The following is a 26,110-nucleotide window of genomic DNA, read 5'->3' as shown; positions in this document are numbered from 1 at the left end:
GGGAGATATGGGGACAAGAAAATTTCGATTATTGATGTCCAAGTATGGCTTTAGTATTGCGATAATTCTGATAGAATTATTTGTTATTTTTGGCATTATTCTTTACATGAGTCAGATTGCTCCGCTTGTTTGGGTTTCCCTTGTATTTCTGGTTAGCGTAGCAACTGTTATAGCGATTGTCAATCGCTCCATGTCTCCTGAGAGCAAGGTGACTTGGTTGATTGTGACCTTTGTGCCGGTGTTTGGTCCACTGCTTTATCTCATGTTCGGTGAAAGAAGGCTATCAAAAAAAGAACTGAAACAACTCCAGGAATTGAATTCTATTGCATTTCATGAGAATAATGGGCGCCAACTCCATCTGCAGCTACAGGAGACAGATAAATCAGCTTATGGAATTATCAATGCCTTGCTACATATGGATAGTAATGCAGAAGTCTATGACCAGACAGATTCACAATTTTTCGCAAGTGGCGAGGAAATGTGGCAACAGATGCTGAAGGATCTTAAAAGAGCTGAAAAGTTTATTTTTCTTGAATACTATATTGTCGAAGAGGGCTTGATGTGGGATAGCATGCTCGAAATTCTCGAAGAAAAAGCTGCTCAGGGTGTTGAAGTCAAGATGCTCTATGACGATATTGGTTGTATGGTGACTTTGCCTGGGGATTATACTGTTTATTTGCGGTCTAAAGGAATTGATGCTCATAAGTTTAATAAGGTGATTCCTCGTATGACAGTGGCCTATAACAACCGTGACCACCGTAAAATCTTGGTCATTGATGGGCAGATTTCCTACACTGGTGGGATCAACCTCGCAGACGAATATATCAATCATATTGAACGTTTTGGACACTGGAAAGATAGTGGAATTCGGATAGATGGTCCGGCGACTCAAGCCTTTACCAGACTATTTCTCATGAACTGGTACATCAACCGTGGGGAAATCAGTGACTTTGATCAGTATCATTTGGAAAATCAGACACGGTCTGGTAGTGGTCTTTGTATCCCATACGGTAGTGGACCGAAACCAATCTACCAGATGAAGGTGGGTAAAATTGTCTATCAAAATCTGATTAATCAAGCAGAGGATTTTGTTTATATCACAACGCCTTATCTCATTATCGATTATGATTTAACAGAGGATATAAAGAATGCGGCGATGCGAGGTGTAGATGTGAGAATAGTCACACCCCACATACCAGATAAGAAACTCATTCAACTTGTAACACGGGGAGCTTATCCAGATCTTTTATCTGCGGGTGTTCGCATTTTTGAATACACACCTGGTTTTATCCATAGTAAGCAAATGATTGTTGATGATCGATTTGCGGCTGTGGGTACGATTAACTTGGATTATCGTAGCTTGGTCCACCACTATGAAAATGCAGTACTACTCTACAAAACAGAGTCAATCGCGGATATTCGCAAAGATTTTGAAGAAATTTTTGAACAATCTCAAGAAATCTTCTCGGATACCATAAATCCTACATGGTATCAAATGATGATTAAAGAAGTAACACAGTTATTTGCACCTATGCTTTAATTGAAAGAGACGGTTTTTCGTCTCTTTTTCTGTAAGCAGTTTCCTTGACATCTTATTTATTTTTCGTTATCATATGTCCATATAATATATGGGAGTCTGTGTACAGTCTGAGAGGAAGTGTTAAACTTCGACCGCACCTGATCTGGGTAATGCCAGCGTAGGGAACGATACTTGGCCTAATTTTGCACCTTTTTCATATATGAAAGAGGTTTTTCTTTTTTTCAAAGAAAAACTGTAACTTAGAAGGAGGTTTTAATGAAAGCAAGCATTGCTTTACAAGTCCTACCCCTGTCACAAGGGATTGACCGCATAGCTGTTATTGATCAAGTCATTGCTTATCTGCAAGCTCAAGGAGTGACTATGGTAGTGACACCCTTTGAAACGGTCTTAGAGGGAGACTTTGATCAACTCATGCGCATTCTCAAAGAAGCATTAGAAGTGGCAGGTCAAGGGGCAGACAATGTTTTTGCCAATGTGAAAATAAATGTAGGAGAGATTTTAAGCATCGATGAGAAACTTGAAAAATATAATGAGACGGCACATTAGTCTGCTAGGATTTTTGGGTGTCTTATCTCTTTGGCAGGTAGCGGGTTTGTTAAAACTCTTACCAAAGTTTATCTTGCCGACACCACTTGAAATCCTTCAGTCTTTTGTTCGTGACAGAGAATTTCTCTGGTACCACAGCTGGGCAACCTTGAGAGTAGCCTTGTTAGGTTTGGTCTTGGGTGTCTTGATAGCCTGTATCATGGCCGTCCTTATGGATAGTCTGGGCTGGTTAAATGACCTGATTTACCCAATGATGGTGGTTGTCCAGACCATACCGACCATTGCCATAGCGCCTATTCTGGTTTTGTGGCTTGGTTATGGAATCTTGCCCAAGATTGTCTTGATTATCTTGACGACAACTTTTCCTATCATCGTCAGTATTTTGGATGGATTTAGGCATTGTGACAAGGACATGCTGACCTTGTTTAGTTTGATGCGAGCAAATCCTTGGCAAATCCTTTGGCATTTTAAAATCCCTGTCAGCCTGCCCTACTTTTATGCAGGATTGAGGGTCAGTGTCTCCTACGCCTTTATCACAACAGTTGTATCCGAGTGGTTGGGAGGCTTTGAAGGACTTGGTGTCTACATGATTCAGTCCAAGAAACTGTTTCAGTATGATACCATGTTTGCGATTATTATTCTGGTATCGCTTATCAGCCTTCTGGGTATGAAGTTGGTCGATGTCAGTGAAAAATATGTGATTAAATGGAAACGTTCATAGAACAATAACGTTTGAGAAAAAGAAAAGAGGAAATAAAAATGAAGAAAAAATGGAAAGTGTTTTTAACGATTGTAACAGCTCTTGTAGCTGTCGTGCTTGTGGCTTGTGGTCAAGGAACTGCTTCTAAGGATAACAAAGAAGCAGAACTCAAAAAAATTGACTTTATCCTAGACTGGACACCAAATACCAACCACACAGGACTTTATGTAGCTAAGGAAAAAGGCTATTTCAAGGAAGCTGGAGTGGACGTTGATTTGAAATTGCCACCAGAAGAGAGTTCATCTGATTTAGTAATCAACGGTAAGGCGCCATTCGCTATCTATTTCCAAGACTATATGGCTAAGAAATTGGAAAAAGGGGCAGGCATTACTGCCGTTGCAGCGATTGTAGAACACAATACATCAGGAATTATCTCTCGTAAGTCTGACAATATCAATAGTCCAAAAGATTTGGTTGGTAAGAAATACGGAACCTGGAATGACCCGACTGAGCTTGCTATGTTGAAAACCTTGGTAGAATCTCAAGGTGGAGACTTTGAGAAGGTTGAAAAAGTACCAAATAACGACTCAAACTCTATCACACCGATTGCCAACGGCGTATTTGACTCTGCTTGGATTTATTATGGTTGGGATGGAATCCTTGCCAAATCTCAAGGTGTGGATGCAAACTTTATGTATTTGAAAGACTATGTAAAAGAGTTTGACTACTACTCACCAGTTATCATCGCTAACAACGATTATCTGAAAGACAATAAAGAAGAAGCTCGTAAAGTTATCCAAGCCATCAAAAAAGGCTACCAATATGCCATGGAGCACCCAGAAGAAGCTGCAGATATCCTCATCAAAAATGCACCTGAACTCAAAGATAAACGTGACTTTGTCATCGAATCTCAGAAATACTTGTCAAAAGAATATGCAAGTGACAAGGAAAAATGGGGACAATTTGATGCCGATCGCTGGAATGCCTTCTACAAATGGGATAAGGAAAATGGAATCCTCAAGGAAGACTTGACTGATAAAGGATTTACCAACGAATTTGTAAAATAATGACAGAAATTAGACTAGAACACGTAAGCTATGCCTACGATGATGAAAAGATTTTAGAGGATATTAACCTGCAAGTGACTTCAGGTGAAGTTGTCTCTATCCTAGGCCCCAGTGGTGTAGGAAAGACAACCCTCTTTAACCTGATTGCAGGCATTTTAGAAGTCCAGTCAGGACGAATCATTCTTGACGGAGAGGAAAATCCTAAGGGGCGCGTGAGCTATATGTTACAAAAGGATCTGCTTTTGGAACATAAGACGGTGCTAGGAAATATCATCTTGCCCCTCTTAATTCAAAAGGTAGATAAGGCAGAAGCTATTGCCAAAGCAGATGAAATTCTTGCTACCTTTCAGTTGACGGCTGTAAGGGATAAGTACCCTCATGAACTCAGTGGTGGGATGCGCCAGCGTGTGGCTTTACTTCGTACCTATCTTTTCGGACATAAGCTTTTTCTTCTAGACGAGGCATTTAGTGCCTTGGATGAGATGACCAAAATGGAACTTCATGCCTGGTATCTTGATATTCATAAACAGCTAGGCCTGACGACACTTATCATCACCCATAGTATCGAGGAGGCCCTTAACCTTAGTGATCGGATTTATATCTTGAAAAATCGCCCGGGACAGATTGTTTCTGAAGTCAAACTCGACTGGTCTGAAACTGAAGACAAGGAAGTTCAAAAAATTGCCTATAAACGGAAAATTTTAGAGGAATTGGGCTTGAATAATTAGAAATATAGAGAGTTGGTGAGGTTGATACTTTGCCATCTCTTTTTTGTCTATAAATGGAAATTCTGATAGATAAAAAGTGATATAATTGACTTATGGTGTTATGATGAAAAAAGATGAAATTAAAAAATATTTAGACACAGATCTTGAATTTAATGTTAATGGCCGAGGTGCTTGTTTCTTATCTAGCATTTGTGTAGCTGGTTATGATTATGAAGGTCAGAAGTTTGATACAATTGATGAAGCTATGGAAGCTAAAGTTTTTGATGGTAAAAGTTTAGTAGATATATGGGATGAAGTTTTTCTACAAATATCTTAAAATAAAAAATATGGACACATTATTGCAATAGATGATAGAAAGAGCATGAATGATGTTAAATAATGAACTAAATGACTATAACAAAACAGACTCATCTGATGAAATAGATGAACTCATTACTTCGGAGTCTAATCTTGAAGGGTACAGTGATTTTTACAAAGATAGTGAAGAGTCAAAAGTTTGGTGGATTGATAAGATAGATGTTAGAGGAGAAATATTATTCAGCTTTGACCAGAAAAAAATTTATAACCTTTTTCGTGATTATCCTCACAATATGACTGAAGAAGAAGTTAGAATTTTTGATAGAGAAAATCCTTACTGGAGAGATTTTTTCTCGGATAGAATATGAACTATAGTAGAAAAAACTGTGAAAAATTCACACTACAAAAAACTTCGGTATACCATTAATGATACCGAAGTTTTTTTCTAGACTTTACGAAATATTTCTTAGATTTGATGATAAATAACATACTTTCAAAGGATTTGAAAGCTAGGTGTAATTTTGTTATTATAACATAAGTGTAGAATAGAGAATGGAATAAGGCATAGTTTGCTATCGGGAGCAATTTTAAAAGTCAGTATTTTCAAGGATTAAGCCCTAAAAGTTTGACTTATAGAGTCGTAAATGATAGTATAGTCAAAGATAGTCAAAGTTTAAGAAGGAGGTAGCAAGCTATGAAATTTAAAAATACATCGGATCATATTGAAGCCTATATCAAGGCAATTTTAGAACAATCTGGTATCGTAGAATTGCAACGAAGCCAGCTAGCGGATACCTTTCAAGTGGTACCTAGCCAGATTAACTATGTGATTAAAACTCGTTTTACAGAGAGTAGAGGATATCTAGTTGAGAGTAAACGTGGTGGTGGGGGTTATATTCGCATTGGTCGAATTGAATTTTCTAACCATCATGATATGCTCCGCGATTTGTTGTATTCAGTGGGTGAAGAAGTCAGCCAAGTTATCTTTGAAGATGTTTTAAAACTTTTACTTGAACAAGAACTCTTGACTCGTCAGGAGATGAATCTGTTAGTTGCAACGGCCTCAGATCGTGTTTTGGGCGAGGAAGCTGATTATATTCGTGCGAATATGCTTCGTCAGATATTGCATGAAGTAGATAGAAAAGGAAAATAAAATTTAATGGAATATTCAAAAGCATTGAGAGAATGTATAGACAGTGCCTTTCTAGTGGCGAGTCGCTTTGGAGCAGACTACCTGGAGTCTTGGCACCTACTGATTGCTATGGCTAATCATAGCTACAGTGTTGCTGGAGCAACTTTGAACGAGTTTCCATATGAAATTGATCGTTTAGAGGAGGTAGCTGTTGAATTAACAGAGGCAAACTTTAACCACAAGGAAGATTACAAGGAACTCCCTTTTTCCTATCGTTTAAACGTCTTGATGTTGGAGGCGGAACATGTTGCCTCCGTTGTACATGCAAAAGCATTGGGAACTGAGCACCTTCTCTACGCAATCTTGCATGACGGCAATGCTTTAGCTACTCGCATTTTGGAAAAAGCAGGATTTTCTTATGAAGACCAGAAGGACCAAGTCAAGATTGCTGGACTTCGTCGTAGCCTTGAAGCGCGTGCTGGTTGGACAAAGGAAGATTTGAAGGCTCTACGTCAGCGCCATCGCTCAGTAGCAGATAAGCAAAACTCCATGGCTAATATGATGGGCATGCCTCAAACTCCAAGTGGTGGTTTGGAAGATTACACTCATGATCTCACAGAGCAAGCTCGTTCAGGCAAATTGGAGCCAGTTATCGGACGTGATCAAGAAATCTCTCGTATGATTCAAATTTTGAGCCGGAAGACAAAGAATAATCCTGTACTAGTTGGTGACGCAGGTGTTGGTAAAACAGCTCTAGCACTTGGACTAGCTCAGCGAATTGCTAGTGGAGATGTACCGGTTGAAATGGCTAAGATGCGAGTCTTAGAACTCGATTTGATGAATGTGGTTGCAGGGACACGTTTCCGTGGTGATTTTGAAGAGCGCATGAACAACATCATTAAAGACATTGAGGAAGATGGTCAGGTTATTCTCTTTATAGATGAGCTCCATACCATCATGGGTTCAGGGAGCGGGATTGATTCGACCTTGGATGCAGCCAATATCTTGAAGCCAGCCTTGGCGCGTGGAACTTTGAGAACGGTTGGTGCCACCACTCAGGAAGAATACCAAAAACACATCGAAAAAGACGCAGCCCTTTCTCGTCGCTTTGCAAAAGTGATGATTGAGGAGCCGAGCGTGGCTGACAGTATGGCTATCTTACAGGGCTTGAAAGCAACTTATGAGAAGCACCACCATGTCCAAATTACAGACGATGCTGTAGAAACAGCTGTTAAAATGGCGCATCGCTATTTGACAAGCCGTCACTTGCCAGACTCAGCGATTGACCTTTTGGATGAAGCAGCAGCGACAGTCCAAAACAAATCGAAACATGTGAAATCAGATGAGTCAGGTTTAACAGCAGCTGACAAGGCCTTGATGGATGGCAAATGGAAGCAAGCAGCGCAGCTCATTTCAAAAGAGCAGGTAACCCCTGTTTACAAAGATGTCGTAAAAGAATCTGATATTTTGACAACCTTGAGTCGCTTGTCAGGCATTCCAGTTCAAAAATTGACGCAAACAGATGCTAAGAAGTATCTCAATCTTGAAGCTGAACTCCACAAGCGTGTGATTGAGCAAGAACAAGCAGTATCTAGTATCAGTCGTGCCATTCGCCGAAATCAATCAGGTATTCGCAATAACAAACGTCCAATTGGATCCTTTATGTTCTTAGGACCAACTGGTGTTGGTAAAACTGAATTGGCTAAGGCTTTGGCAGAAGTCCTCTTTGATGACGAATCTGCCCTTATCCGCTTTGATATGAGTGAGTACATGGAGAAATTTGCAGCTAGCCGTCTCAACGGAGCTCCTCCAGGTTATGTAGGCTATGAAGAAGGTGGAGAGTTGACTGAGAAGGTCCGCAATAAACCATATTCAGTCTTGCTTTTTGACGAGGTAGAAAAGGCTCACCCAGATATCTTTAATGTTCTCTTGCAGGTCTTAGATGATGGTGTCTTGACGGACAGTAAAGGCCGTAAGGTTGATTTTTCAAATACCATCATTATCATGACGTCGAACCTTGGTGCGACAGCTCTTCGTGATGACAAGACAGTCGGTTTTGGAGCTAAGGATATTCGTTTTGATCAGGAAAATATGGAAAAACGAATGTTTGAAGAGTTGAAAAAGACATATCGTCCAGAGTTCATCAACCGTATTGATGAAAAAGTGGTCTTCCATAGCTTGTCAAGTCAAGATATGCAGGAAGTGGTTAAGATTATGGTCAAACCACTGATTGCAAGCCTGGCAGAAAAAGGAATTGACTTGAAACTCCAAGCATCTGCCCTGAAGCTTCTAGCTCAGCAAGGCTATGATCCAGAGATGGGGGCTCGTCCACTGCGCAGAACTCTGCAAACAGAAGTAGAAGACAAACTAGCAGAACTCCTTCTTACAGGTGAACTGAAAGAAGGTAAGACACTGAAGATTGGCGTCAAAGCTGGTCAATTGAAGTTTGACATTGTATAAAAACAAGAACTAGGATACTCCAGTTACAGTAGAGAGAAACCCTTCATTGCCATCAATGCAGAAAGGAAGTAGAAGATGATGAATCAGAAAATTCCAACCGGGATGACAGAAAAAGAGTATTTTGAAGTTCATGCAAGCCAGGAGGAGTTTCTTGAGTGGTATCACCAGCAAGAACTCCCTCAGTATGAAAAGCCAAGTGTGACTGTGGACATGGTAGCCTATTGCTTTGTAGAAGGGAAAATGAAGCTCTTTCTGATTCGTCGGAAGGCACACCCTTTTCAAAATTGCTTAGCGCTAGTTGGTGGTTTTATGGATGAAGGGGAAGATGCTGCCCATGCTTGCCAGCGTGAGGTAAAAGAAGAAATCAATCTTGAGCTTCCACTGGAAAAGATTGAGCAGCTAGTGACAGTATCTACTCCTGGTCGTGATCCCAGGGGTTGGACAGTTACCATTGCCCACTTGGTTTACCTACCTGGTCGAGCGTTTGACCTGGCTAAGGCAGGAGATGATGCAAAAGAAGTCCTTCTTGTAGATGTTGATTTTCACACAGGTAAGTGTTATTTGGATGGAAAAGAACTGGAAGAGAAGGACTTTGCATTTGACCACTTATCCATTATTCAAACATCCATCAAGAAAATTAAAAAAGCTATCGACTATGACCCTCGTTTCCTTTATCTACTAGAGGATGAGTTCACAGTGGATGATGGGTTAGCCCTCGTTGAGACTCTATGCCCAGGCAAATCATGTACGAGTGATAGTTTCTTATCGAAATATTGTCATAGCTTAGAGGAAGTTGGTTTTAAACGGATTCCTCAAAAGGAAGTTATCACTATTTATCGATTAAAATAAAAAGTGAGGTCGGGATTTTGAACTGCACCCCAAAAGTTAGACAGGAAAAAATCTAACTTTTGGGGTGTTTTATTATGAAATTAACTTATGAAGATAAAGTTCGGATCTATGAACTCAAAAAGCAAGGAGAGAGCTTTAGAAAGCTTTCAAATCAATTTGGGATAAATATTTCTAATCTTCAGTACATGATTAAATTGATTGATCGTTATGGGATAAAAATCGTCAAAAAAGGAAAGAATTGTTACTATTCTCCTGAACTAAAACAAGAGATCATTGATAAAGTTCTTCTTGAAGGTCGTTCACAAATTAGGGTGTCTCTGGATTATGCTCTTCCAAGTAGTGGATTACTTTCGAATTGGCTGGCACAATACAAGAAAAACGGGTATACTATTGTTGAGAAAATAAGAGGGAGACCACCTAAAATGGGACGTAAGTCAAAGAAGAAACCTGAAGAGATGACAGAGTTAGAACGTCTTCAAGCAGAAAATGAATACCTGAGAGCGGAGAATGCTGTTCTAAAAAAGTTGAGAGAACTCCGATTGAGGGACGAAAAAGAGCAAGAAGAAAAACGGAAATTGTCCGAGGATTGGTAACAGAGTTTTCTTTAGAGATTCTTCTAAAGATTATTAAGCTTGCCCGTTCAACTTATTATTATCATTTAAAACAGCTCGATCAAAACGATAAAGATTATGATGTTAAAGTTGAAATTCAAGCTATTTTTACTGAGCATAAAGGGAATTACGGCTATCGTCGAATGACTCTTGAATTGAGGAATCGTGGTTTTGTAGTGAATCATAAGAAGGTGCAACGTCTAATGAAGGTCCTTGGTTTAAGTGCTCGAATTCGTCGTAAACGGAAGTATTCTTCATACCAAGGAGAGATTGGCAAGAAAGCAGACAATCTTATTCAACGTCAATTTGAAGCAACCAAACCAATGCAAAAGTGCTACACAGATGTGACAGAATTTACCATTCCAGCAAGCAGTCAAAAGCTTTATTTATCACCAGTTTTAGATGGCTTTAACAGCGAAATTATCTCCTACAATCTTTCTACTTCACCGAACTTAGTACAAATGAAAGCTATGCTAGAACAAGCCTTTACAGAGAACCATTACGAAAATACAATTCTCCATAGTGACCAAGGATGGCAATACCAACACGATTTCTATCATCATTTTTTAAAGAATAAGGGAATCCAACCATCTATGTCACGTAAGGGAAATAGCCCAGATAACGGTATGATGGAATCTTTCTTTGGCATTCTTAAGTCTGAAATGTTTTATGGTTATGAGAATACGTTTCAGTCACTTGAGCACTTGGAACAAGCTATTGTAGACTATATTGATTACTACAACAACAAACGAATTAAGGTAAAACTAAAAGGACTTAGTCCTGTACAATACAGAACTAAATCCTTTGGGTAAATTAATTGTCTAACTTTTTGGGGGCAGTACATTTTCCCGACCTCTTTTTGTTTAAGGATGTTTATCTTTATTAGAATTACTCATGGTTCGAATGAATAAATCTTTGTATTTATATTTTAAATAATGTTCATGTAAGTACATTAGAGCCACATAGACAATCATGAAAATGGCAGTTAAATAGAACAAATCAAATGTTGTTTGAGCGTAATGAGTAGCAATTCCATAAGAAGAGAATGCACCAATAATCATCCAAGGAAGATACTTGTAATATTTCTTTGACATAAACCTACACCTCCAACATCCTATTTCAATTTTATTATAGCCCTTCAAGAAAAAAATGCAAGCGATTACACTTTTAAAAGATAGCATTTCAGTAGGAAGAATCTTTCTTTTTTAAATTTTTTACGAATAAAAGATATGGAGGGAGTAGGAAAAATGTACTAAAAAATTTTAGATAAATAGTTGACAGATTCAAAAACAAATATTACAATAATGTTACAAAAATATTTCTTAACATTTCAAAAGTGTTACAAAGGAGTGTAAAATGAAAACCAAAACTTCTATCAAATTAATGGTCGCAACTGTACTCGCTTCAACTCTGATATTAGGAGCTTGTGGTAATAAGAAAGAGAACACTGCGAGTGATAGTTCTAGTAAGACAACACAAGCATCTTCTAGTTCTAAGGCAAGTTCTTCAAGTAAAGATAACAAGACTCAGAAGTCATCAACTTCATCAGAAAACACTAAGTCGTCATCTTCTGATCAGTCGACGTCTACTCCTAATCAATCGCAAGCAACAACGGCACCAGAAACAAAGCAGAGCCAAGAATCTTCTGCTAAGCAAGCCCCTTCTCAATCCCCATCCAATCAACAAGGAACACAAGCAAAACCGAATCAGTCAACTTATGATCCAACAACTGATCGCAAACTTCAAGACAAGCAGGCAGAACATAACAAACGTTATAAAGGTGTCTTGACCATGGTTGACAAAGATTTTTCGGCTGCAGCTGGAAATTGGAAGGGTGCTAATGGCGAAACTATCACTGTCTCATCAAGTGGTCAGTTTACAGTAGAATCTGCTGATGGTAAGAAAGAAAACTATTCTATCCAAAGCTATTCTTATACTCTTGATGATGGGAAATACAATGCTGAAGTAGGTGGTGGAAAAGTCATCCAAATTACAACAGGAGCGGATGGTACAGTTTCTAGTGTTGTCTTGATTCAACCATAGAAAACTACCTCAAGTATAGTCTAGACTTAGATTTATAAAAGAGTAGTTCAACTGTTTTTCACTTAATTTCTCTAAATAGAAGTGGTATAATAAATGAATCAAAAGGGAATGAGTGATAAATCAATGGTGGATAAATTAATTTTACCTCAAAATACACGACTCATGGGAGTGTTTCTTGGATTTATAGGTGGTTCTTTGGATGTGTTCTGTCACATCCAGTACCATAGTTTGGTGGCGACACAGACTGGGAACATTCTCCTACTGATATCAGATTGGCACGACTCGAATGTCCTCAATACCATGTTGCGATTCTGCTCCATTATTTTCTTTTCCCTAGGATTTGTTTTTGCCTTACACATGAAAGAATATCACAAAACAGCCTATTGGCGGGTTAAGATGTTGCTTCCCTTATTTATTGGAACTCTTCTTTTGCCCTTCTTTTCTCGATTTCCTTTACTAGAAGTACCTTTTATTGCTTTTGGAACAGGTATGATGATGCTAACATTTACGGGTAGTTTAATTGAAGATCATCCCTATGTCATTTTTATGACCTCTGGAAATTACCGAAAGATGTTGACTGCTTTGTATCGCATCGTTAGAGGAGAGGGAGATGTTCAAGAATATCGTCGCCAAGCCTTGAACTATGGAATTGTTGTAGGGAGTTTTGTTTTGGGGGCAATTAGTTTGGCTGTATCGATGCATTTTTTCCATGAATGGTCTATTTGGATTGTCAGCTTCAATCTGTTTTTGATCATGGCCTACTATATAGCTAGAGTGAAGCAACTAGATTTGCAAGATGAAAATATATAAAAGGCAAGGCTCTTTTTGAGCTTTGCCTTTTTTGTGAGGTGGATAGAAGATTATGCTTTATCTAACTGCAATAGTGCTTCAATCTCTGCTAGAGTACTTGCTTGTGAAATAGCACCACGAAGTTTAGCGGCTCCAGATGTTCCACGGAGATAGTGAGGAGCTAAGCCACGGAATTCACGGACAGCGATATTCTCACCTTTAAGGTCAATCAAGCGTTTTAAGTGCTCGTAGGCGATTTTCATCTTGTCTTCAAAGGTCAAATCAGGCAGGATTTCTCCTGTTTCAAAGTAATGATTGATTTGGTTGAAGAGATAAGGATTTCCCATAGCTGCGCGTCCAATCATAACGGCATCAGCACCGACTTCTTCAATACGTTGTTTTGCATCTTGGACAGTGCGGATGTCACCATTGGCGATAAATGGAATTTTTGTAAGAGCTTGGGCAACCTTGTGAAGGGTTTCAAGGTCCGCATGGCCAGTATACATTTGTTCACGGGTACGACCGTGCATGGCAAGGGCAGAAACACCTGCAGCTTCAGCAGCGAGGGCGTTTTCTACTGCTAAGGATGGGTCAGACCAGCCTGTACGCATTTTGACAGTGAGAGGGATATCAAGGACTGATTGAACCTTGTTAATGATAGAATAGATCTTGTCTGGATCCTTGAGCCACATAGCACCAGCCTCGTTTTTTACGATTTTATTAACTGGGCAGCCCATGTTGATATCGACGATATCGGTCTTGGTGTTTTCTTGGATGAATTCTGCTGCGCGTGCGAGGCTATCTTCGTCACTACCAAAGAGCTGGATAGAAACTGGGTTTTCTCCTTCATCGATATGAAGCATGTGAAGAGTCTTTTCGTTATTGTATTGGATTCCTTTGTCAGAGACCATTTCCATGACCACGAGCCCAGCTCCAAGTTCTTTTGCAATAGTACGAAAGGCTGAGTTTGTCACACCGGCCATGGGTGCGAGGACCGTCCGGTTTGGGATCTCGACGTTCCCAATCATAAAAGGTGTATTAAGATTTGTCACGAATGAGTTCCTCCAAGTCGTTTTCATCAAAGTTGTAAGTAGTTTGGCAGAACTGACAAGTAATTTCTGCCCCGTGGTCTTCATCCTTCATTTCCTGTAAATCTGAGCTCGGAAGGCTTGCAAGGGCGTTCATAAATCGTTCTTTGCTGCAGTCACATTGGAAACGAATTTCTTCTTCAGACAGACGTTTGTATGGTTCGTCGCCGTAGATAGCTTTGAGAAGGGCTTCGATATGGTCGTCACTCTCTAGCAGTGTTGAAATGGCTGGCATTTCTTGGATGCGTTTTTCAAAACGGGCTATTTCTTCTTCCTTGGCATTTGGCAATACTTGTAGCAAGAAGCCGCCTGCAACCTTGACCTTATCGTCTTCATCTAAAAGAACATTAAGTCCAACTGCTGACGGAGTTTGTTGGCTTTCTGTCAGGTAGAAAGCTAGGTCTTCGCCAATTTCTCCAGAAATAAGAGGCGTCATGGAATGATATGGGTTTCCAGTACCGTAATCAGTAATAACTAGGAATTGTCCATTGCCGACAAAAGGTCCCACCAGTACTTCACCAGTTGCAGTTTTTTTAATATCCACACCAGGGTTTTGTACATAACCTTTGACATTTCCCTTAGTATCTGCAACGGTGATGATGGCTCCGAGTGAGCTAGTTCCGAGGACTTTGACAGTTATTTTGGTATTTCCCTTTTCGTTTGAGGCGAGAATTTGACTGGCAATCAAAGTGCGACCAAGTGCCACAGTTGAGCTAGCTTGAGTGTGATGTTTTTCTTGAGCAGTGCGGACGGTTTCAGTGCTGTCTAGTACATAAGCACGAAAAGATCCACTTTCTGATATTGTTTTAATAATTTTATCCATAGCTACTATTTTAGCATAAAAATGCCCAAAGGTGGAGCCGTGTGTTTGCTAGTTCTCTAGCATTTTTTAAATTATGCTATGCTTGAAGGAGAAAATGAAAGGGATAACGAATGTATTTAGGAGACTTGATAGAAAAAGCTGAGTCAAGTCAATTTTTTACTCTTGAATTTTATTTATTGTATAAATAATTTTGTCTCGTTATTGGGATTTAGTAGTAAGAGTCGTTTGGGTTTTTTATTTTAGAAAATTGGATAATAGAAGTATATAGTTTTTAAATTATGATATAATGAATAAAGTTAACTATCCTTGATAATATGATAGGAACTAATCCTAAATGACAAATCAGGAGATGAGAAAAAGAGAAAAGGAGTCCATCTGGTATGAATTATTTTGAGGGGAATGAGTTTTTCCTTCTATTGTTTGTAGTTTTACTGATTGGCTTTGTTTTAAACTACTTTGGCAAGCGTAAGGATTATTATATTTTAAGTCTGTCAATTTTATTTGCAGGAGCCATCTATGGTAAGAGTAAGGCTATGGTTGTTTATCTATTGGCTTTCATCGTCTACCAATATTTCCTAGTTTTCATAGCACAAAGAATGGATTCAAAACGGTTGAAACCTCTAGTTATATTATCCATTTTACCTTTAGTGGTCAATAAAGTCTTTGCCATAACTCAGCTACATTTGTTGTCTTTTATTGGTATTTCTTACATGTCCTTTAAAACTATCCAAATCATGCTGGAAATATCGGATGGTTTAATCAAAGAAAAAATCAGTGTAAAAGATTATCTGCAGTTTCTACTCTTCTTCCCTACAGTTAGCTCTGGCCCAATCGATCGTAGCAGGAGATTTTTAAAAGAGATAAACGAGGTTATGCCTCGAAAAGAGTATTTGGAGTTAGCAGGGGACGGTGTGTATCGTATCGTTCTAGGCCTTCTTTACAAGGTTATTTTATCAACCTATGTTTGCCAGATACTATTTGCTTTAAGCAATACTGGCACAGTCATTTATTCAATCAAATATATGTACCTGTATACCCTTTATCTGTTCTTTGACTTTGCGGGTTACAGTTTAATGGCTGTGGGGAGCAGTAATATTTTGGGTATTCAGACACCAATGAATTTCAATAAGCCTTTCTTGAGTATTGATATCAAGGATTTCTGGACTAGATGGCACATCACCTTGTCAACATGGTTGAGAGATTTCGTATTTTCAAGAGTTTTGATGCAGGTTATCAGAAAAAAATGGTTTAAGAATAGATTACACAATGCAGCCTATGCTTATATGGTCAATATGTTGGTTATGGGATTTTGGCATGGAATTAGTGTTAGCTACATCGCTTATGGTTTTTACCATGGAATCCTGATGTCTGGATTTGAAATTTATCAAAAGAAAAGCACTTTTTATAAGAATCATAAAAATAAAACTTGGTACAAGCTAATAAGTTGGTTTGTGACCATGAATTTAGTTATGGTTGGCTTCTTTATCTTTTCAGGTGAACCTTATAAGATAATGATGGCAATTCTAAGTAGATAAAGAGATTTGCTAAAACAAGGAGATTGGACAAAACAAGATGATTAAGTTAAAAGCATTTTTACTATCGCTTGTGCTCGTAATCGCGACTCTTGCTATTTTAAATGTGACATACGTCAAGAAGATTGATGACTATTATAAAGTCGAGGACAATAGTATTCGCTACAGCACTTCTTATGAAAAGTATAAAAGTAGAGATATTCTAACAAATAATATCACTCCCAACACACTAGTTCTAATGGGTTCCTCAGAGTTAGTTGCGACAATAAATGAGGATTACCATCCCAATAAAATCTTTAACTATAATGATTTTAATATCATGCAGATAGGAACCAGTTATTCTCAAAATATCATTCAAGCTACGACCTTGAGCTCGATTGAGGGGGCTATGAGCAAGCGAAAAGTAGCCATCGTAGAGTCTGTTCAATGGTTCGAAAAGGATGGGACTCATCAAGACGCCTTCTTAAACAAGGCCTCTCAGGAACATATTTTTCACATGCTAGATAACGAGAAAATCAGTAAGGAAACGAAAGAAAAACTGATTAATCGCATTATTGAGATTACCAAAGGAAACAAACAACAAAATGATATCTATAAAAAGTATAAAAGCTATTTTATAGAAGGAAAAGGGACAATCATTGATAAAAAACTGTTGGAACTTGACAATGCCGTTTATTCCTTTAAGCTTAAACGAAAATTCTATGAAAAACATGCCAAATCAGATTATCCTTCATTAGGGGATAAAACGCCGGATTATGATTGGGAGGAGATGACGAAGAAGTTTGTAGAAGAAGTTAAAAAGAAAACAGATAACAATGATTATGCTGTGGATAATAACTACTACAATACTTATTTGAGAGATCGCTATGCTTCGTTGAAAGATTCTAACAAAGACTTGAGCTACCTGGAGTCACCAGAGTATTCAGATATGGAACTCTTCTTGACAGTTGCTAAGGAATTGGGAATTGAAGTTGAAGTCATTATCTTTCCTGTAAATGGTAAATGGAATGATTATACAGGTGTCTCAAGAGAGATGCGGGAGAAAACTTATAAAAAAATAGAAGATGTCGCAAAAGCTCATGGGGCAACGGTGCTAAACTATGGAAATAAAGAGTATGAAGATTACTTTTTATTTGACGTGATGCACGTTGGGGTGAAAGGATGGATGGAAGTTGAAAAAGAACTTTACAAATTTGCAAATGAAACTAACTGACACACATCGTTTACTATTGTGGACTTTGTTTTTCTACACGGTTATTTTAAGCATCGTAATCTACTGTTTTGTGACCGATTTTTCGAACATTCAAGATTTCATCTATAGTGAATTTTAAGATTACATATTATAAAAATCTCTAGATAAAGGGAACTGCACTGATAAAGTGAGACATAAGATAAGGCTCTATAATATTTATAGTTGGGAAATCCTCTATAGGTAGTATAGAGCTTACTTTATTGTAGCTCCCAATATAATCTATACTGAAAAGCATTTAAGCTATCATTAGAAGGTATCATATGGAACAATTTAATGTTGTTGAAATGTAGTGAAAATGGACGGCAAACAATTGAAAAAATAGTTTATAAAGTGGTATAATAGCAGAAAAATAAGTTAGCAAGAAATTGATTTTATTTTAGTTGAAAATTACAGTAATGAAAGGTTTTTCTTGATGAAACAGAGAAAAGAACTCTACCTCTTTCTTGGTCGGACAGCCTTGTATTTTATTGTTTTACTGGGTTTGCTTTATTTCTTTAGTTATCTTGGTCAAGGTCAGGGTGGCTTTATCTACAATGAATTTTAACTTTAAGGAGAAAATGAACTGTGTCTAATAAACCGATAAAAGATATGATTGAAGCGATTGAGCACTTCGCCCACACTCAGCCTAGCTTTCCAGTCTATAACGTTCTTGGTGAGGAACATACCTATGGCCAATTGAAGACTGATTCAGATAGTTTGGCTGCAACAATCGATCAACTAGATTTACCTGAAAAATCTCCTGTAGTCGTTTTTGGTGGCCAAGAATATGAAATGTTAGCAACCTTTGTGGCCTTGACCAAATCTGGCCATGCCTATATCCCAATTGATAGCCACTCTGCCTTGGAGCGCGTGTCTGCTATTCTTGAAGTAGCTGAGCCAAGCCTGATTATTGCCATCAATGAGTTTCCAATTGAAAACCCAGCTGCTCCAATCATGTCCTTGGAGCAAGTGCATGAAGCTTATGCGGCTCAGCATGCCTACGAATTGCAACATCCAGTCAAAGGGGATGATAACTACTACATCATCTTTACCTCAGGGACAACTGGGAAACCAAAAGGGGTGCAAATTTCGCACGATAACTTGCTCAGCTTTACCAACTGGATGATTACGGACAAGGAATTTGCAACGCCAGAGCGTCCGCAAATGTTGGCGCAACCACCCTATTCTTTTGACTTGTCTGTCATGTATTGGGCACCGACCTTAGCTCTTGGAGGAACGCTTTTTGCCCTTCCGTCAGCTATCACTCAAGACTTCAAACAACTTTTTGCGACCATCTTTTCTCTTCCAATTGCGATCTGGACTTCGACACCATCTTTTGCAGATATGGCTATGCTGTCTGAAGATTTCAATGCTGAAAAGATGCCAGGCATCACCCATTTCTACTTTGATGGGGAAGAGTTGACCGTTAAAACGGCTCAGAAATTGCGCGAGCGTTTCCCAAATGCACGCATCATCAATGCTTATGGACCAACGGAAGCAACCGTTGCGTTGTCGGCAGTGGCTATCATAGATGAGATGTTAGCTACCTTGAAACGTCTGCCAATTGGTTACACCAAAGAAGATTCTCCAACCTTCATCATTGATGAGGCAGGCAACAAATTGCCAAATGGTGAGCAAGGGGAGATCATCGTATCTGGTCCAGCCGTTTCAAAAGGTTATATGAATAATCCAGAGAAAACAGCAGAAGCCTTCTTCGAATTTGAGGGACTTCCAGCCTATCATACGGGAGATGTCGGAACCATGACAGATGAAGGCCTCCTTCTCTATGGTGGACGGATGGACTTCCAGATTAAGTTTAATGGTTACCGTATCGAACTTGAGGATGTTTCTCAAAACTTAAACAAATCTCAGTACATCGACTCGGCTGTTGCAGTACCACGCTATAACAAAGATCACAAGGTTCAAAATCTCTTGGCCTATGTCATCTTAAAAGATGGAGTCAAAGAACAATTTGAGCGCGAGATTGATATTACCAAAGCGATCAAGGAAGACTTGGAAGATATTATGATGTCTTACATGATGCCGTCTAAGTTCCTTTACAGAAAGGAATTGCCGCTAACTCCAAATGGAAAAATCGACATCAAAGGGTTGATTAGCGAGGTCAACAATAGATGATGGATTTCCTGAAACAGCTCCCTCATATTGAGCCGTATGGGAATCCTCAGTACTTTTTGTATGTGATTACTGTTACCTTGCCAATCTTTATCGGTCTTTTTTTCAAAAAACGTTTTGCCTGGTATGAAATACTGGTTAGTCTCTTCTTTATCGTTACCATGTTGACGGGTGGCAAGACTAATCAAATAGCTGCCTTAGGAATCTATCTAATTTGGCAAATTGTACTGGTTCTTTTTTACAAGCAGTATCGAAAAATTCGAGATGGCAAATGGATTTTCTACCTAGTAAGTCTATTATCGTTACTTCCCATCATCTTTGTGAAAGTGCAACCGGCCATTAACGGAACACAATCTCTCCTGGGATTTGTAGGAATCTCTTATTTGACCTTTCGTTCGGTGGGAATCATCATCGAACTGAGAGATGGAGTCATTAAGGATTTGAAAATGTGGGAGTATTTGCGTTTTCTTCTCTTTATGCCGACATTTTCAAGTGGTCCTATTGATCGTTTCAAACGTTTTAATGAAAATTATCAGACGATACCAGAGCGCGATGAGTTGATGGATATGCTAGCTGAATCCGTTCGGTTTATCATGTGGGGGTTCCTGTATAAATTTATCCTAGCTCATATTTTAGGCGAGATTTTATTACCACCGCTAAAGAATTTAGCTTTACAGACAGGTGGCGTCTTTAACTATTATGTAGTGGCCATCATGTACACATTTGGTTTGGAGCTCTTCTTTGATTTTGCAGGTTACTCTATGTTTGCTCTAGCAATTTCAAATCTGATGGGAATTCGTAGTCCGATCAACTTTAACAAACCCTTTTTATCAAGGGATTTGAAGGAGTTTTGGAATCGTTGGCACATGAGTTTATCTTTCTGGTTCCGTGACTTTGTCTTTATGCGCATGGTTATGTTGATGACCAGAAAGAAATTGTTTAAGAATCGAAATGTGACTTCAAGTATTGCCTATATCCTGAACATGCTCCTTATGGGGTTTTGGCATGGGATAACTTGGTTTTACATTGCCTACGGACTCTTTCATGGACTAGGCTTAGTCATTAATGATGCCTGGGTTCGAAAGAAAAAAACGCTCAATAAGGAACGTAAGAAAGCAGGGCGACCTCCCTTGCTTGAGAATCGTTGGGCTCAGTTGCTTGGCATGGTGATAACCTTCCATGTCGTAATGGCTTCATTCTTAATCTTTTCTGGATTTTTGAATGATTTATGGTTTAAAAAATAAAAGGAATTAAAAAATGGATATCAAATCAGAAGTTATTGAAATTATTGATGAATTGTTTATGGAAGATGTTTCTAACATGATGGATGAGGATCTTTTTGATGCGGGTGTCTTGGACAGTATGGGAACAGTTGAATTGATTGTGGAAATCGAAAACCGCTTTGATATTCGTGTCCCGGTTACAGAATTTGGTCGTGACGATTGGAATACGGCTAATAAAATCGTAGCAGGGATTACGGAGTTAAAGAATGCTTAAACGCTTGTGGCTAATCTTTGGGCCTATCTTTGTAGCGGGATTGTTGGTTCTTCTATTGATCTTTTTTTATCCAAGTACAAGAAGCCATAATCTGACGGAGGAGAAATACTCTGCGGCTTCGATAAGTGCAGAAAGCTTTAAGGAAAGAAGTCAAAAAGTAAGAGCCCTTACAGATCCCGATATGCGTTTTGTCCCTTTCTTTGGATCAAGTGAATGGATGCGTTTCGACAGCATGCATCCTGCGGTCTTGGCGGAGAAATATAGTCGCCCCTACCGACCCTATTTTTTGGGACAAGCAGGAGCGGCCTCGCTTAACCAGTATTTCGGTATGCAGCAAATCTTGCCAGAAATCGAGGGAAAGCAGGCAGTATTTGTCATTTCCCCTCAGTGGTTTACAGAGGATGACTATGAGCCAGCCATCTTCCAAAACTACTTTAATAACGATCAGTTGACAGCCTTTTTAGAAAATCAATCGGGAGATATAGGAGCCAAACATGCGGCTAATAGACTCTTGAAGCAGAATCCAAGCGTACCGATGAAGGGGATTGTTGAGAAGTTGGCTAAGAACGAGCAATTGTCGGACTTTAATCATTCAATTATTACAGCTTCTGCAGAGTTCAACGAAAAACAAGCTGCTCTTTTTGGCCAATTCTTGATTCGAGGTCGATCAGAGTATAAAGATCATATTGAAAAATATTTGAGCAGTCTCCCAGACCAATTTTCTTATGAAGAATTGGAAAAAATCGCTCGAAAAGAGGGTGAAGAAAATACAACCAATAATGATTTGGGAATGGAGAACCATTTTTACAATACTCAGATAATGAAAGATTTGAAAAAGTGGGAAGGTTATCAAAAAAATTACAACTTTCTCAAGTCTTCTGAGTACAATGATTTGCAGCTAGTGCTCGATCAATTTGCCAAGTCCAAGGTCAATGTGCTCTTTGTCTTTCAACCTGTCAATAAAAAATGGATGGATTATACAGGTTTGAGTGAGGAGATGTATCAACACTCTGTCGAAAAAATTCGTTACCAATTGGAGAGTCAGGGTTTCACCAATATTGCTGATTTTTCAAAAAACGGTGATGAACCTTATTTTGTCAAGGATACGATTCATATCGGTTGGTTAGGCTGGTTGGCGTTTGATAAGGTTGTAAATCCTTTTTTGAGCAATCCAACAACAGCACCTATTTACCAAATGAATGACCGCTTCTTTAGCCAGGATTGGGCAAATTACGATGGGAATATTAAAGATTTTCAATAATAGCAACAGAGCCTGAACCTTAGTTTGGGCTCTTTGTAATAGATGATTTTTGGTAATGGACATTGTGGTAGCGGCCTCTTCATTTGAATAAAGGTAAGTAAAAAGAGATCGAGAAAATGAAAACATAAAAAATTGTTTTCATCTTTTTTCTTGATTCTTTTTTGGTTTATGATATAATTAACCAGTAAAGAATCTATGGTGATCTATATTGTTTTAAGAAAAAGATAACTAGGAAAGGAGAAGTTCATGAGACAATTAGCAAAAGATATTGATCATTTTTTAAATGAAGTTATCCTCAAAGCTGAAAACCAGCACGAAATTTTGATTGGTCATTGCACCAGCGAAGTGGCTCTGACTAATACCCAGGAGCATATTCTTATGCTTTTATCAGAGGAATCATTGACCAATTCGGAGTTAGCACGTCGTCTGAATGTCAGTCAGGCTGCTGTTACCAAGGCTATCAAATCTTTGATTAAAGAGGGGATGTTGGAGACATCTAAGGATCCCAAGGATGCTCGTGTCATTTTCTATCAGTTGACAGACCTAGCTCGACCAATTGCTGAAGAGCACCATCATCATCATGAGCACACCCTCTCGACTTATGAGCAGGTCGCGACTCAGTTCACACCAGATGAACAAGAAATCATCCAGCGGTTTTTAACTGCTTTAGTAGGAGAAATCAAGTAATGAGATACATCACAGTAGAGGATTTATCCTTCTATTATGACAAGGAACCTGTGCTTGAACATATCAATTACAGTGTTGATAGTGGGGAGTTTGTCACCCTGACAGGAGAAAATGGAGCGGCGAAGACTACTCTTATCAAAGCTAGTCTGGGAATTTTACAACCGCGAATTGGGAAAGTAACTATTTCAAAGACAAATATTCATGGTAAAAAACTAAGAATTGCCTATCTTCCTCAACAAATTGCTAGTTTCAATGCGGGCTTTCCAAGTACTGTTTATGAATTTGTTAAATCCGGTCGCTATCCAAGAAAAGGCTGGTTCCGCCGTTTGAATGCCCACGATGAAGAACACATCAAGGCTAGTTTAAACTCTGTTGGTATGTGGGAACATCGGGATAAACGCATTGGCTCCCTTTCTGGTGGGCAAAAGCAAAGGGCTGTTATCGCACGTATGTTTGCTTCAGATCCTGATATCTTTATCTTGGATGAGCCGACGACAGGGATGGATGCGGGTACAAAGGATGAGTTTTACGAACTCATGCACCACAGTGCCCATCATCATGGCAAGGCTGTTTTGATGATTACTCACGATCCTGAAGAAGTTAAGGACTACGCAGATCGTAATATTCACCTGGTCCGAGACCAAGATTCCCCATGGCGTTGCTTCAATGTCCATGAAAGTGACCAGGAGGTGGAGCATGCTTAATCTATTGTCTTATGATTTTATGCAGCGAGCCTTTTTGGCAGTTATTGCCATGAGTCTCTTTTCGCCAGTTCTGGGGACCTTCCTTATCTTGCGTCGTCAAAGTCTTATGAGTGATACTCTGAGTCATGTCTCCCTTTCAGGGGTTGCCGTTGGCTTGGTTTTGGGGATTTCTCCGACTATTTCAACCATTGTGATTGTCTTGATTGCGGCGGTCTTCCTTGAATACCTACGTACGGTTTATAAAAGCTTTATGGAGATTGGGACAGCTATTCTCATGTCTACAGGACTTGCAGTTTCACTTATTGTCATGAGTAAGGGTAAGAGCTCTAGCTCTATGAGTCTGGACCAATACCTTTTTGGTTCTATTGTGACCATTAGTCAAGAGCAGGTCATTGGACTCTTTATCATTGCGGCGGTTGTTTTAATCCTGACCTTCCTCTTTTTAAGACCTATGTATATTCTAACTTTTGATGAGGATACAGCTTTTGTCGATGGTCTTCCAGTGCGTACCATGTCTATTCTCTTTAACATGGTAACTGGTGTGGCTATTGCCCTCATGATACCAGCTGCGGGGGCGCTTTTGGTATCGACTATCATGGTCCTACCAGCAAGTATTGCTTTGCGTCTAGGTAAAAACTTTAGTTCTGTGATGATACTTGCTAGCGCTATTGGTTTTCTAGGCATGGTGGCAGGACTTTATATTTCCTATTATGCAGAGACACCTCCTAGTGCAAGTATCACTCTTATCTTTGTAGTTGTCTTCTTGTTAGTCAGCTTATTCAAACGTTTTATCAAATAGGAGAAGTACATGAAAAAACTAGGCCTACTTTTGGCAAGCCTTGTGACACTATTCTTAGTCGCTTGTTCCAATCAAAAACAAGCAGACGGGAAATTAAATATCGTTACAACTTTCTATCCTGTCTACGAATTTACCAAGCAAGTAGCAGGGGACACAGCCAATGTCGAACTCTTAATCGGGGCTGGAACAGAGCCACATGACTATGAACCATCACCTAAGGCGGTCGCTAAAATTCAAGATGCTGATGCCTTTGTTTATGAGAATGAAAATATGGAAACTTGGGTTCCCAAGCTTTTAGATTCACTAGATGCGAAAAAAGTAAAAACAATCAAGGCTACTGGAGATATGTTGCTTCTTCCAGGAGGTGAAGAGGAGGAAGACCATGACCACGGTGAAGAAGGTCATCATCACGAGTATGACCCTCATGTATGGTTGTCTCCTGCGCGTGCAATCAAACTTGTAGAACATATCCGTGATAGTCTTTCAGCTGACTATCCAGATAAGAAGGCGACTTTTGAACAAAATGCAGCAGCTTATATCGAAAAACTACAAGCTTTGGACAAGGCTTATACTGAAGGACTTTCTAGTGCAAAACAAAAGAGTTTTGTGACTCAACACGCGGCCTTTCGTTATCTAGCATTGGACTACGGACTCAATCAAGTTTCTATTTCAGGACTATCGCCAGATGCGGAGCCGTCAGCAAGTCGCTTGGCAGAATTGACCGAATATATCAAGAAAAACAAGATTTCTTATATCTACTTTGAAGAAAATGCCTCTCAAGCTCTAGCCAATACTCTTTCAAAAGAAACAGGAGTGAAGTTAGACGTTCTAAATCCTCTTGAAAGTTTAACCGAAGAGGATATGAAGGCGGGAGAGAACTATATCTCTGTTATGGAGAAAAATCTCAAAGCTCTCAAGCAAACAACTGACCAGGCAGGGGCAGAAATTGAACCAGAAAAAGCAGAGGAAACTAAAACCGTTCAAAATGGTTACTTTGAGGATGCAGATGTTAAGGACCGTACCTTGAGTGACTATGCTGGCAACTGGCAGTCTGTTTTTCCTTTCCTCGAAAATGGTACTCTAGATCAAGTCTTTGACTACAAGGCTAAATTGACTGGCAAAATGACTAAGGATGAATACAAAGCCTACTATCAAAAAGGCTATCAAACCGATGTATCTAAGATTAATATCACGGATAACACCATGGAATTCATTCAAGGTGACCAAAGTAAAAAATATACATACAAGTATGTCGGCAAGAAAATCTTGACCTATAAGAAAGGGAATCGAGGAGTTCGTTATCTCTTTGAAGCGACAGATGCGGATGCTGGACAATTTAAGTATGTTCAATTCAGTGACCACAATATCGCGCCAGTTAAGACTGGGCACTTCCATATTTTCTTTGGAGGAACTAGCCAAGAAGCCCTCTTTGAAGAGATGGACAACTGGCCAACCTACTATCCAGAGAATTTATCTGGTCAAGAAATCGCCCAAGAAATGTTGGCTCATTAAAGCGAAACAATCCTTCCTACATGGGGAGGATTGTTCTTGTTTTTTCATCTATAAGCATCTGGATTGACATTGGCTGAGAAG

27 protein-coding genes and 1 riboswitch are annotated in these 26,110 nt (G+C 39.2%); of the genes, 24 read left to right on the top strand and 3 right to left on the bottom strand.

Going from position 1 to position 26,110, the window contains the following annotated elements; translation table 11 throughout:
* Window positions 1-7: 7 nt before the first annotated feature.
* The 11 genes from cls (at window position 8) to HW271_RS07980 (ending at window position 10,742) form a co-directional block, all read left to right on the top strand.
* Window positions 8-1,540: a cardiolipin synthase gene (gene cls / locus HW271_RS08030; RefSeq protein ID WP_045613720.1), complete on the top strand. Its 1,533-nt coding sequence runs from the start codon at window positions 8-10 to the stop codon at window positions 1,538-1,540.
* Window positions 1,541-1,618: 78 nt separating this feature from the next.
* Window positions 1,619-1,721, top strand: a riboswitch (TPP riboswitch).
* Window positions 1,722-1,795: 74 nt separating this feature from the next.
* Window positions 1,796-2,086 carry an MTH1187 family thiamine-binding protein gene (locus HW271_RS08025; RefSeq protein ID WP_178895554.1) on the top strand — a complete coding sequence of 97 codons (291 nt, stop codon included), beginning with the start codon at window positions 1,796-1,798 and terminating at the stop codon, window positions 2,084-2,086.
* On the top strand, window positions 2,049-2,807 hold the full coding sequence (locus tag HW271_RS08020) for an ABC transporter permease (RefSeq protein ID WP_178895553.1): 759 nt from the start codon (window positions 2,049-2,051) through the stop codon (window positions 2,805-2,807). The genes HW271_RS08025 and HW271_RS08020 overlap by 38 nt, the downstream gene beginning before the upstream one ends.
* Window positions 2,808-2,845: 38 nt before the next feature.
* On the top strand, window positions 2,846-3,853 hold the full coding sequence (locus HW271_RS08015) for an ABC transporter substrate-binding protein (protein WP_178895552.1): 1,008 nt from the start codon (window positions 2,846-2,848) through the stop codon (window positions 3,851-3,853).
* Window positions 3,853-4,581 carry an ABC transporter ATP-binding protein gene (locus tag HW271_RS08010; protein WP_178895551.1) on the top strand — a complete coding sequence of 243 codons (729 nt, stop codon included), beginning with the start codon at window positions 3,853-3,855 and terminating at the stop codon, window positions 4,579-4,581. Before HW271_RS08015 ends, HW271_RS08010 begins: the two co-directional genes overlap by 1 nt.
* Window positions 4,582-4,684: 103 nt before the next feature.
* Window positions 4,685-4,897, top strand: a complete 213-nt coding sequence (locus HW271_RS08005; protein WP_178895550.1) for a hypothetical protein — start codon at window positions 4,685-4,687, stop codon at window positions 4,895-4,897.
* Window positions 4,898-4,946: 49 nt separating this feature from the next.
* Window positions 4,947-5,246, top strand: a complete 300-nt coding sequence (locus HW271_RS08000) for a hypothetical protein (RefSeq protein WP_178895549.1) — start codon at window positions 4,947-4,949, stop codon at window positions 5,244-5,246.
* Between the two features lie 326 nt (window positions 5,247-5,572).
* The gene (locus HW271_RS07995; RefSeq protein WP_178895548.1) at window positions 5,573-6,031 is read left to right on the top strand and encodes a CtsR family transcriptional regulator; all 459 of its coding nucleotides are present in this window, start codon (window positions 5,573-5,575) and stop codon (window positions 6,029-6,031) included.
* Between the two features lie 6 nt (window positions 6,032-6,037).
* The gene (locus HW271_RS07990; protein ID WP_178895547.1) at window positions 6,038-8,470 is read left to right on the top strand and encodes an ATP-dependent Clp protease ATP-binding subunit; all 2,433 of its coding nucleotides are present in this window, start codon (window positions 6,038-6,040) and stop codon (window positions 8,468-8,470) included.
* A gap of 75 nt (window positions 8,471-8,545) precedes the next feature.
* Window positions 8,546-9,319, top strand: a complete 774-nt coding sequence (locus HW271_RS07985; protein WP_178895546.1) for an NUDIX hydrolase — start codon at window positions 8,546-8,548, stop codon at window positions 9,317-9,319.
* Window positions 9,320-9,393: 74 nt separating this feature from the next.
* A protein-coding gene (locus HW271_RS07980; protein WP_178894523.1) for an IS3 family transposase occupies window positions 9,394-10,742 on the top strand; the annotation gives its coding sequence in 2 pieces (ribosomal slippage) (window positions 9,394-9,835 and window positions 9,835-10,742; 1,350 coding nt in all).
* Window positions 10,743-10,793: 51 nt separating this feature from the next.
* Here the strand turns inward: HW271_RS07980 and HW271_RS07975 are convergent.
* A complete protein-coding gene (locus HW271_RS07975) occupies window positions 10,794-11,024 on the bottom strand; it encodes a hypothetical protein (protein ID WP_178895545.1) in 231 nt (76 codons plus the stop codon).
* Window positions 11,025-11,286: 262 nt separating this feature from the next.
* On the opposite strand from HW271_RS07975, the gene HW271_RS07970 reads away from it, so the two are divergent.
* Window positions 11,287-11,973 carry a hypothetical protein gene (locus tag HW271_RS07970; protein ID WP_178895544.1) on the top strand — a complete coding sequence of 229 codons (687 nt, stop codon included), beginning with the start codon at window positions 11,287-11,289 and terminating at the stop codon, window positions 11,971-11,973.
* 123 nt (window positions 11,974-12,096) lie between these two features.
* Complete coding sequence (locus HW271_RS07965) at window positions 12,097-12,783, top strand: YoaK family protein (protein ID WP_178895666.1); 687 nt, start codon at window positions 12,097-12,099, stop codon at window positions 12,781-12,783.
* A gap of 50 nt (window positions 12,784-12,833) precedes the next feature.
* Here HW271_RS07965 and dusB read toward each other — a convergent pair whose 3' ends face one another.
* Window positions 12,834-13,814: a tRNA dihydrouridine synthase DusB gene (dusB, locus tag HW271_RS07960; RefSeq protein WP_178895543.1), complete on the bottom strand. Its 981-nt coding sequence runs from the start codon at window positions 13,812-13,814 to the stop codon at window positions 12,834-12,836.
* Window positions 13,801-14,673 carry an Hsp33 family molecular chaperone HslO gene (gene hslO, locus HW271_RS07955; protein WP_178895542.1) on the bottom strand — a complete coding sequence of 291 codons (873 nt, stop codon included), beginning with the start codon at window positions 14,671-14,673 and terminating at the stop codon, window positions 13,801-13,803. The genes dusB and hslO overlap by 14 nt, the downstream gene beginning before the upstream one ends.
* 380 nt (window positions 14,674-15,053) lie before the next feature.
* On the opposite strand from hslO, the gene dltB (HW271_RS07950) reads away from it, so the two are divergent.
* The 11 genes from dltB (HW271_RS07950) to HW271_RS07900 all read left to right on the top strand — a co-directional run bounded on the left by dltB (HW271_RS07950) (window position 15,054) and on the right by HW271_RS07900 (window position 26,029).
* A complete protein-coding gene (dltB, locus tag HW271_RS07950; protein WP_178895541.1) occupies window positions 15,054-16,208 on the top strand; it encodes a D-alanyl-lipoteichoic acid biosynthesis protein DltB in 1,155 nt (384 codons plus the stop codon).
* A 37-nt stretch (window positions 16,209-16,245) separates the two neighbouring features.
* A complete protein-coding gene (gene dltD, locus HW271_RS07945) occupies window positions 16,246-17,418 on the top strand; it encodes a D-alanyl-lipoteichoic acid biosynthesis protein DltD (protein ID WP_178895540.1) in 1,173 nt (390 codons plus the stop codon).
* A 451-nt stretch (window positions 17,419-17,869) separates the two neighbouring features.
* Window positions 17,870-18,001: a teichoic acid D-Ala incorporation-associated protein DltX gene (locus HW271_RS07940; protein ID WP_049525793.1), complete on the top strand. Its 132-nt coding sequence runs from the start codon at window positions 17,870-17,872 to the stop codon at window positions 17,999-18,001.
* Between the two features lie 20 nt (window positions 18,002-18,021).
* Entirely contained in the window at window positions 18,022-19,572 is a 1,551-nt protein-coding gene (gene dltA, locus HW271_RS07935; RefSeq protein WP_178895539.1) for a D-alanine--poly(phosphoribitol) ligase subunit DltA, read from the top strand.
* Window positions 19,569-20,813, top strand: coding sequence for a D-alanyl-lipoteichoic acid biosynthesis protein DltB (gene dltB / locus HW271_RS07930; protein WP_178895538.1), 1,245 nt, complete (start codon window positions 19,569-19,571; stop codon window positions 20,811-20,813). The genes dltA and dltB (HW271_RS07930) overlap by 4 nt, the downstream gene beginning before the upstream one ends.
* A 13-nt stretch (window positions 20,814-20,826) precedes the next feature.
* A complete protein-coding gene (gene dltC, locus HW271_RS07925; protein WP_178895537.1) occupies window positions 20,827-21,066 on the top strand; it encodes a D-alanine--poly(phosphoribitol) ligase subunit DltC in 240 nt (79 codons plus the stop codon).
* Window positions 21,059-22,327, top strand: a complete 1,269-nt coding sequence (gene dltD, locus HW271_RS07920) for a D-alanyl-lipoteichoic acid biosynthesis protein DltD (protein WP_178895536.1) — start codon at window positions 21,059-21,061, stop codon at window positions 22,325-22,327. Before dltC ends, dltD (HW271_RS07920) begins: the two co-directional genes overlap by 8 nt.
* 246 nt (window positions 22,328-22,573) lie before the next feature.
* Window positions 22,574-23,014, top strand: a complete 441-nt coding sequence (gene adcR, locus HW271_RS07915; RefSeq protein ID WP_178895535.1) for a zinc-dependent transcriptional regulator AdcR — start codon at window positions 22,574-22,576, stop codon at window positions 23,012-23,014.
* Window positions 23,014-23,718, top strand: coding sequence for a metal ABC transporter ATP-binding protein (locus tag HW271_RS07910; RefSeq protein WP_178895534.1), 705 nt, complete (start codon window positions 23,014-23,016; stop codon window positions 23,716-23,718). Before adcR ends, HW271_RS07910 begins: the two co-directional genes overlap by 1 nt.
* Entirely contained in the window at window positions 23,711-24,517 is an 807-nt protein-coding gene (locus tag HW271_RS07905) for a metal ABC transporter permease (RefSeq protein WP_178895533.1), read from the top strand. The genes HW271_RS07910 and HW271_RS07905 overlap by 8 nt, the downstream gene beginning before the upstream one ends.
* Before the next feature lie 9 nt (window positions 24,518-24,526).
* Window positions 24,527-26,029: a zinc ABC transporter substrate-binding protein AdcA gene (locus HW271_RS07900; RefSeq protein ID WP_178895532.1), complete on the top strand. Its 1,503-nt coding sequence runs from the start codon at window positions 24,527-24,529 to the stop codon at window positions 26,027-26,029.
* Window positions 26,030-26,110: the final 81 nt, after the last annotated feature.

It is taken from the genome of Streptococcus sp. oral taxon 061, from assembly GCF_013394695.1.
Taxonomy (GTDB): Bacteria; Bacillota; Bacilli; order Lactobacillales; family Streptococcaceae; genus Streptococcus.
This window is presented reverse-complemented; position numbering and strand designations above follow the sequence as displayed.

What these genes read in the sequence shown, in the direction of transcription:
- HW271_RS07940 (WP_049525793.1), top strand. Translation starts at nt 17,870, where the DNA reads ATGAAACAGAGAAAAGAACTCTACCTCTTTCTTGGTCGGACAGCCTTG.
- HW271_RS07970 (WP_178895544.1), top strand. Translation starts at nt 11,287, where the DNA reads ATGAAAACCAAAACTTCTATCAAATTAATGGTCGCAACTGTACTCGCT.
- HW271_RS08010 (WP_178895551.1), top strand. Translation starts at nt 3,853, where the DNA reads ATGACAGAAATTAGACTAGAACACGTAAGCTATGCCTACGATGATGAA.
- dltD (WP_178895536.1), top strand. Translation starts at nt 21,059, where the DNA reads ATGCTTAAACGCTTGTGGCTAATCTTTGGGCCTATCTTTGTAGCGGGA.
- HW271_RS07995 (WP_178895548.1), top strand. Translation starts at nt 5,573, where the DNA reads ATGAAATTTAAAAATACATCGGATCATATTGAAGCCTATATCAAGGCA.
- dltB (WP_178895541.1), top strand. Translation starts at nt 15,054, where the DNA reads ATGAATTATTTTGAGGGGAATGAGTTTTTCCTTCTATTGTTTGTAGTT.
- dltC (WP_178895537.1), top strand. Translation starts at nt 20,827, where the DNA reads ATGGATATCAAATCAGAAGTTATTGAAATTATTGATGAATTGTTTATG.
- HW271_RS08000 (WP_178895549.1), top strand. Translation starts at nt 4,947, where the DNA reads ATGATGTTAAATAATGAACTAAATGACTATAACAAAACAGACTCATCT.
- HW271_RS07910 (WP_178895534.1), top strand. Translation starts at nt 23,014, where the DNA reads ATGAGATACATCACAGTAGAGGATTTATCCTTCTATTATGACAAGGAA.
- HW271_RS08020 (WP_178895553.1), top strand. Translation starts at nt 2,049, where the DNA reads ATGAGAAACTTGAAAAATATAATGAGACGGCACATTAGTCTGCTAGGA.
- dltD (WP_178895540.1), top strand. Translation starts at nt 16,246, where the DNA reads ATGATTAAGTTAAAAGCATTTTTACTATCGCTTGTGCTCGTAATCGCG.
- HW271_RS07965 (WP_178895666.1), top strand. Translation starts at nt 12,097, where the DNA reads ATGGTGGATAAATTAATTTTACCTCAAAATACACGACTCATGGGAGTG.
- HW271_RS07990 (WP_178895547.1), top strand. Translation starts at nt 6,038, where the DNA reads ATGGAATATTCAAAAGCATTGAGAGAATGTATAGACAGTGCCTTTCTA.
- HW271_RS07900 (WP_178895532.1), top strand. Translation starts at nt 24,527, where the DNA reads ATGAAAAAACTAGGCCTACTTTTGGCAAGCCTTGTGACACTATTCTTA.
- HW271_RS07975 (WP_178895545.1), bottom strand. Translation starts at nt 11,024, where the DNA reads ATGTCAAAGAAATATTACAAGTATCTTCCTTGGATGATTATTGGTGCA.
- HW271_RS08015 (WP_178895552.1), top strand. Translation starts at nt 2,846, where the DNA reads ATGAAGAAAAAATGGAAAGTGTTTTTAACGATTGTAACAGCTCTTGTA.
- HW271_RS07985 (WP_178895546.1), top strand. Translation starts at nt 8,546, where the DNA reads ATGATGAATCAGAAAATTCCAACCGGGATGACAGAAAAAGAGTATTTT.
- HW271_RS07905 (WP_178895533.1), top strand. Translation starts at nt 23,711, where the DNA reads ATGCTTAATCTATTGTCTTATGATTTTATGCAGCGAGCCTTTTTGGCA.
- adcR (WP_178895535.1), top strand. Translation starts at nt 22,574, where the DNA reads ATGAGACAATTAGCAAAAGATATTGATCATTTTTTAAATGAAGTTATC.
- dltB (WP_178895538.1), top strand. Translation starts at nt 19,569, where the DNA reads ATGATGGATTTCCTGAAACAGCTCCCTCATATTGAGCCGTATGGGAAT.
- HW271_RS08025 (WP_178895554.1), top strand. Translation starts at nt 1,796, where the DNA reads ATGAAAGCAAGCATTGCTTTACAAGTCCTACCCCTGTCACAAGGGATT.
- cls (WP_045613720.1), top strand. Translation starts at nt 8, where the DNA reads ATGGGGACAAGAAAATTTCGATTATTGATGTCCAAGTATGGCTTTAGT.
- hslO (WP_178895542.1), bottom strand. Translation starts at nt 14,673, where the DNA reads ATGGATAAAATTATTAAAACAATATCAGAAAGTGGATCTTTTCGTGCT.
- HW271_RS08005 (WP_178895550.1), top strand. Translation starts at nt 4,685, where the DNA reads ATGAAAAAAGATGAAATTAAAAAATATTTAGACACAGATCTTGAATTT.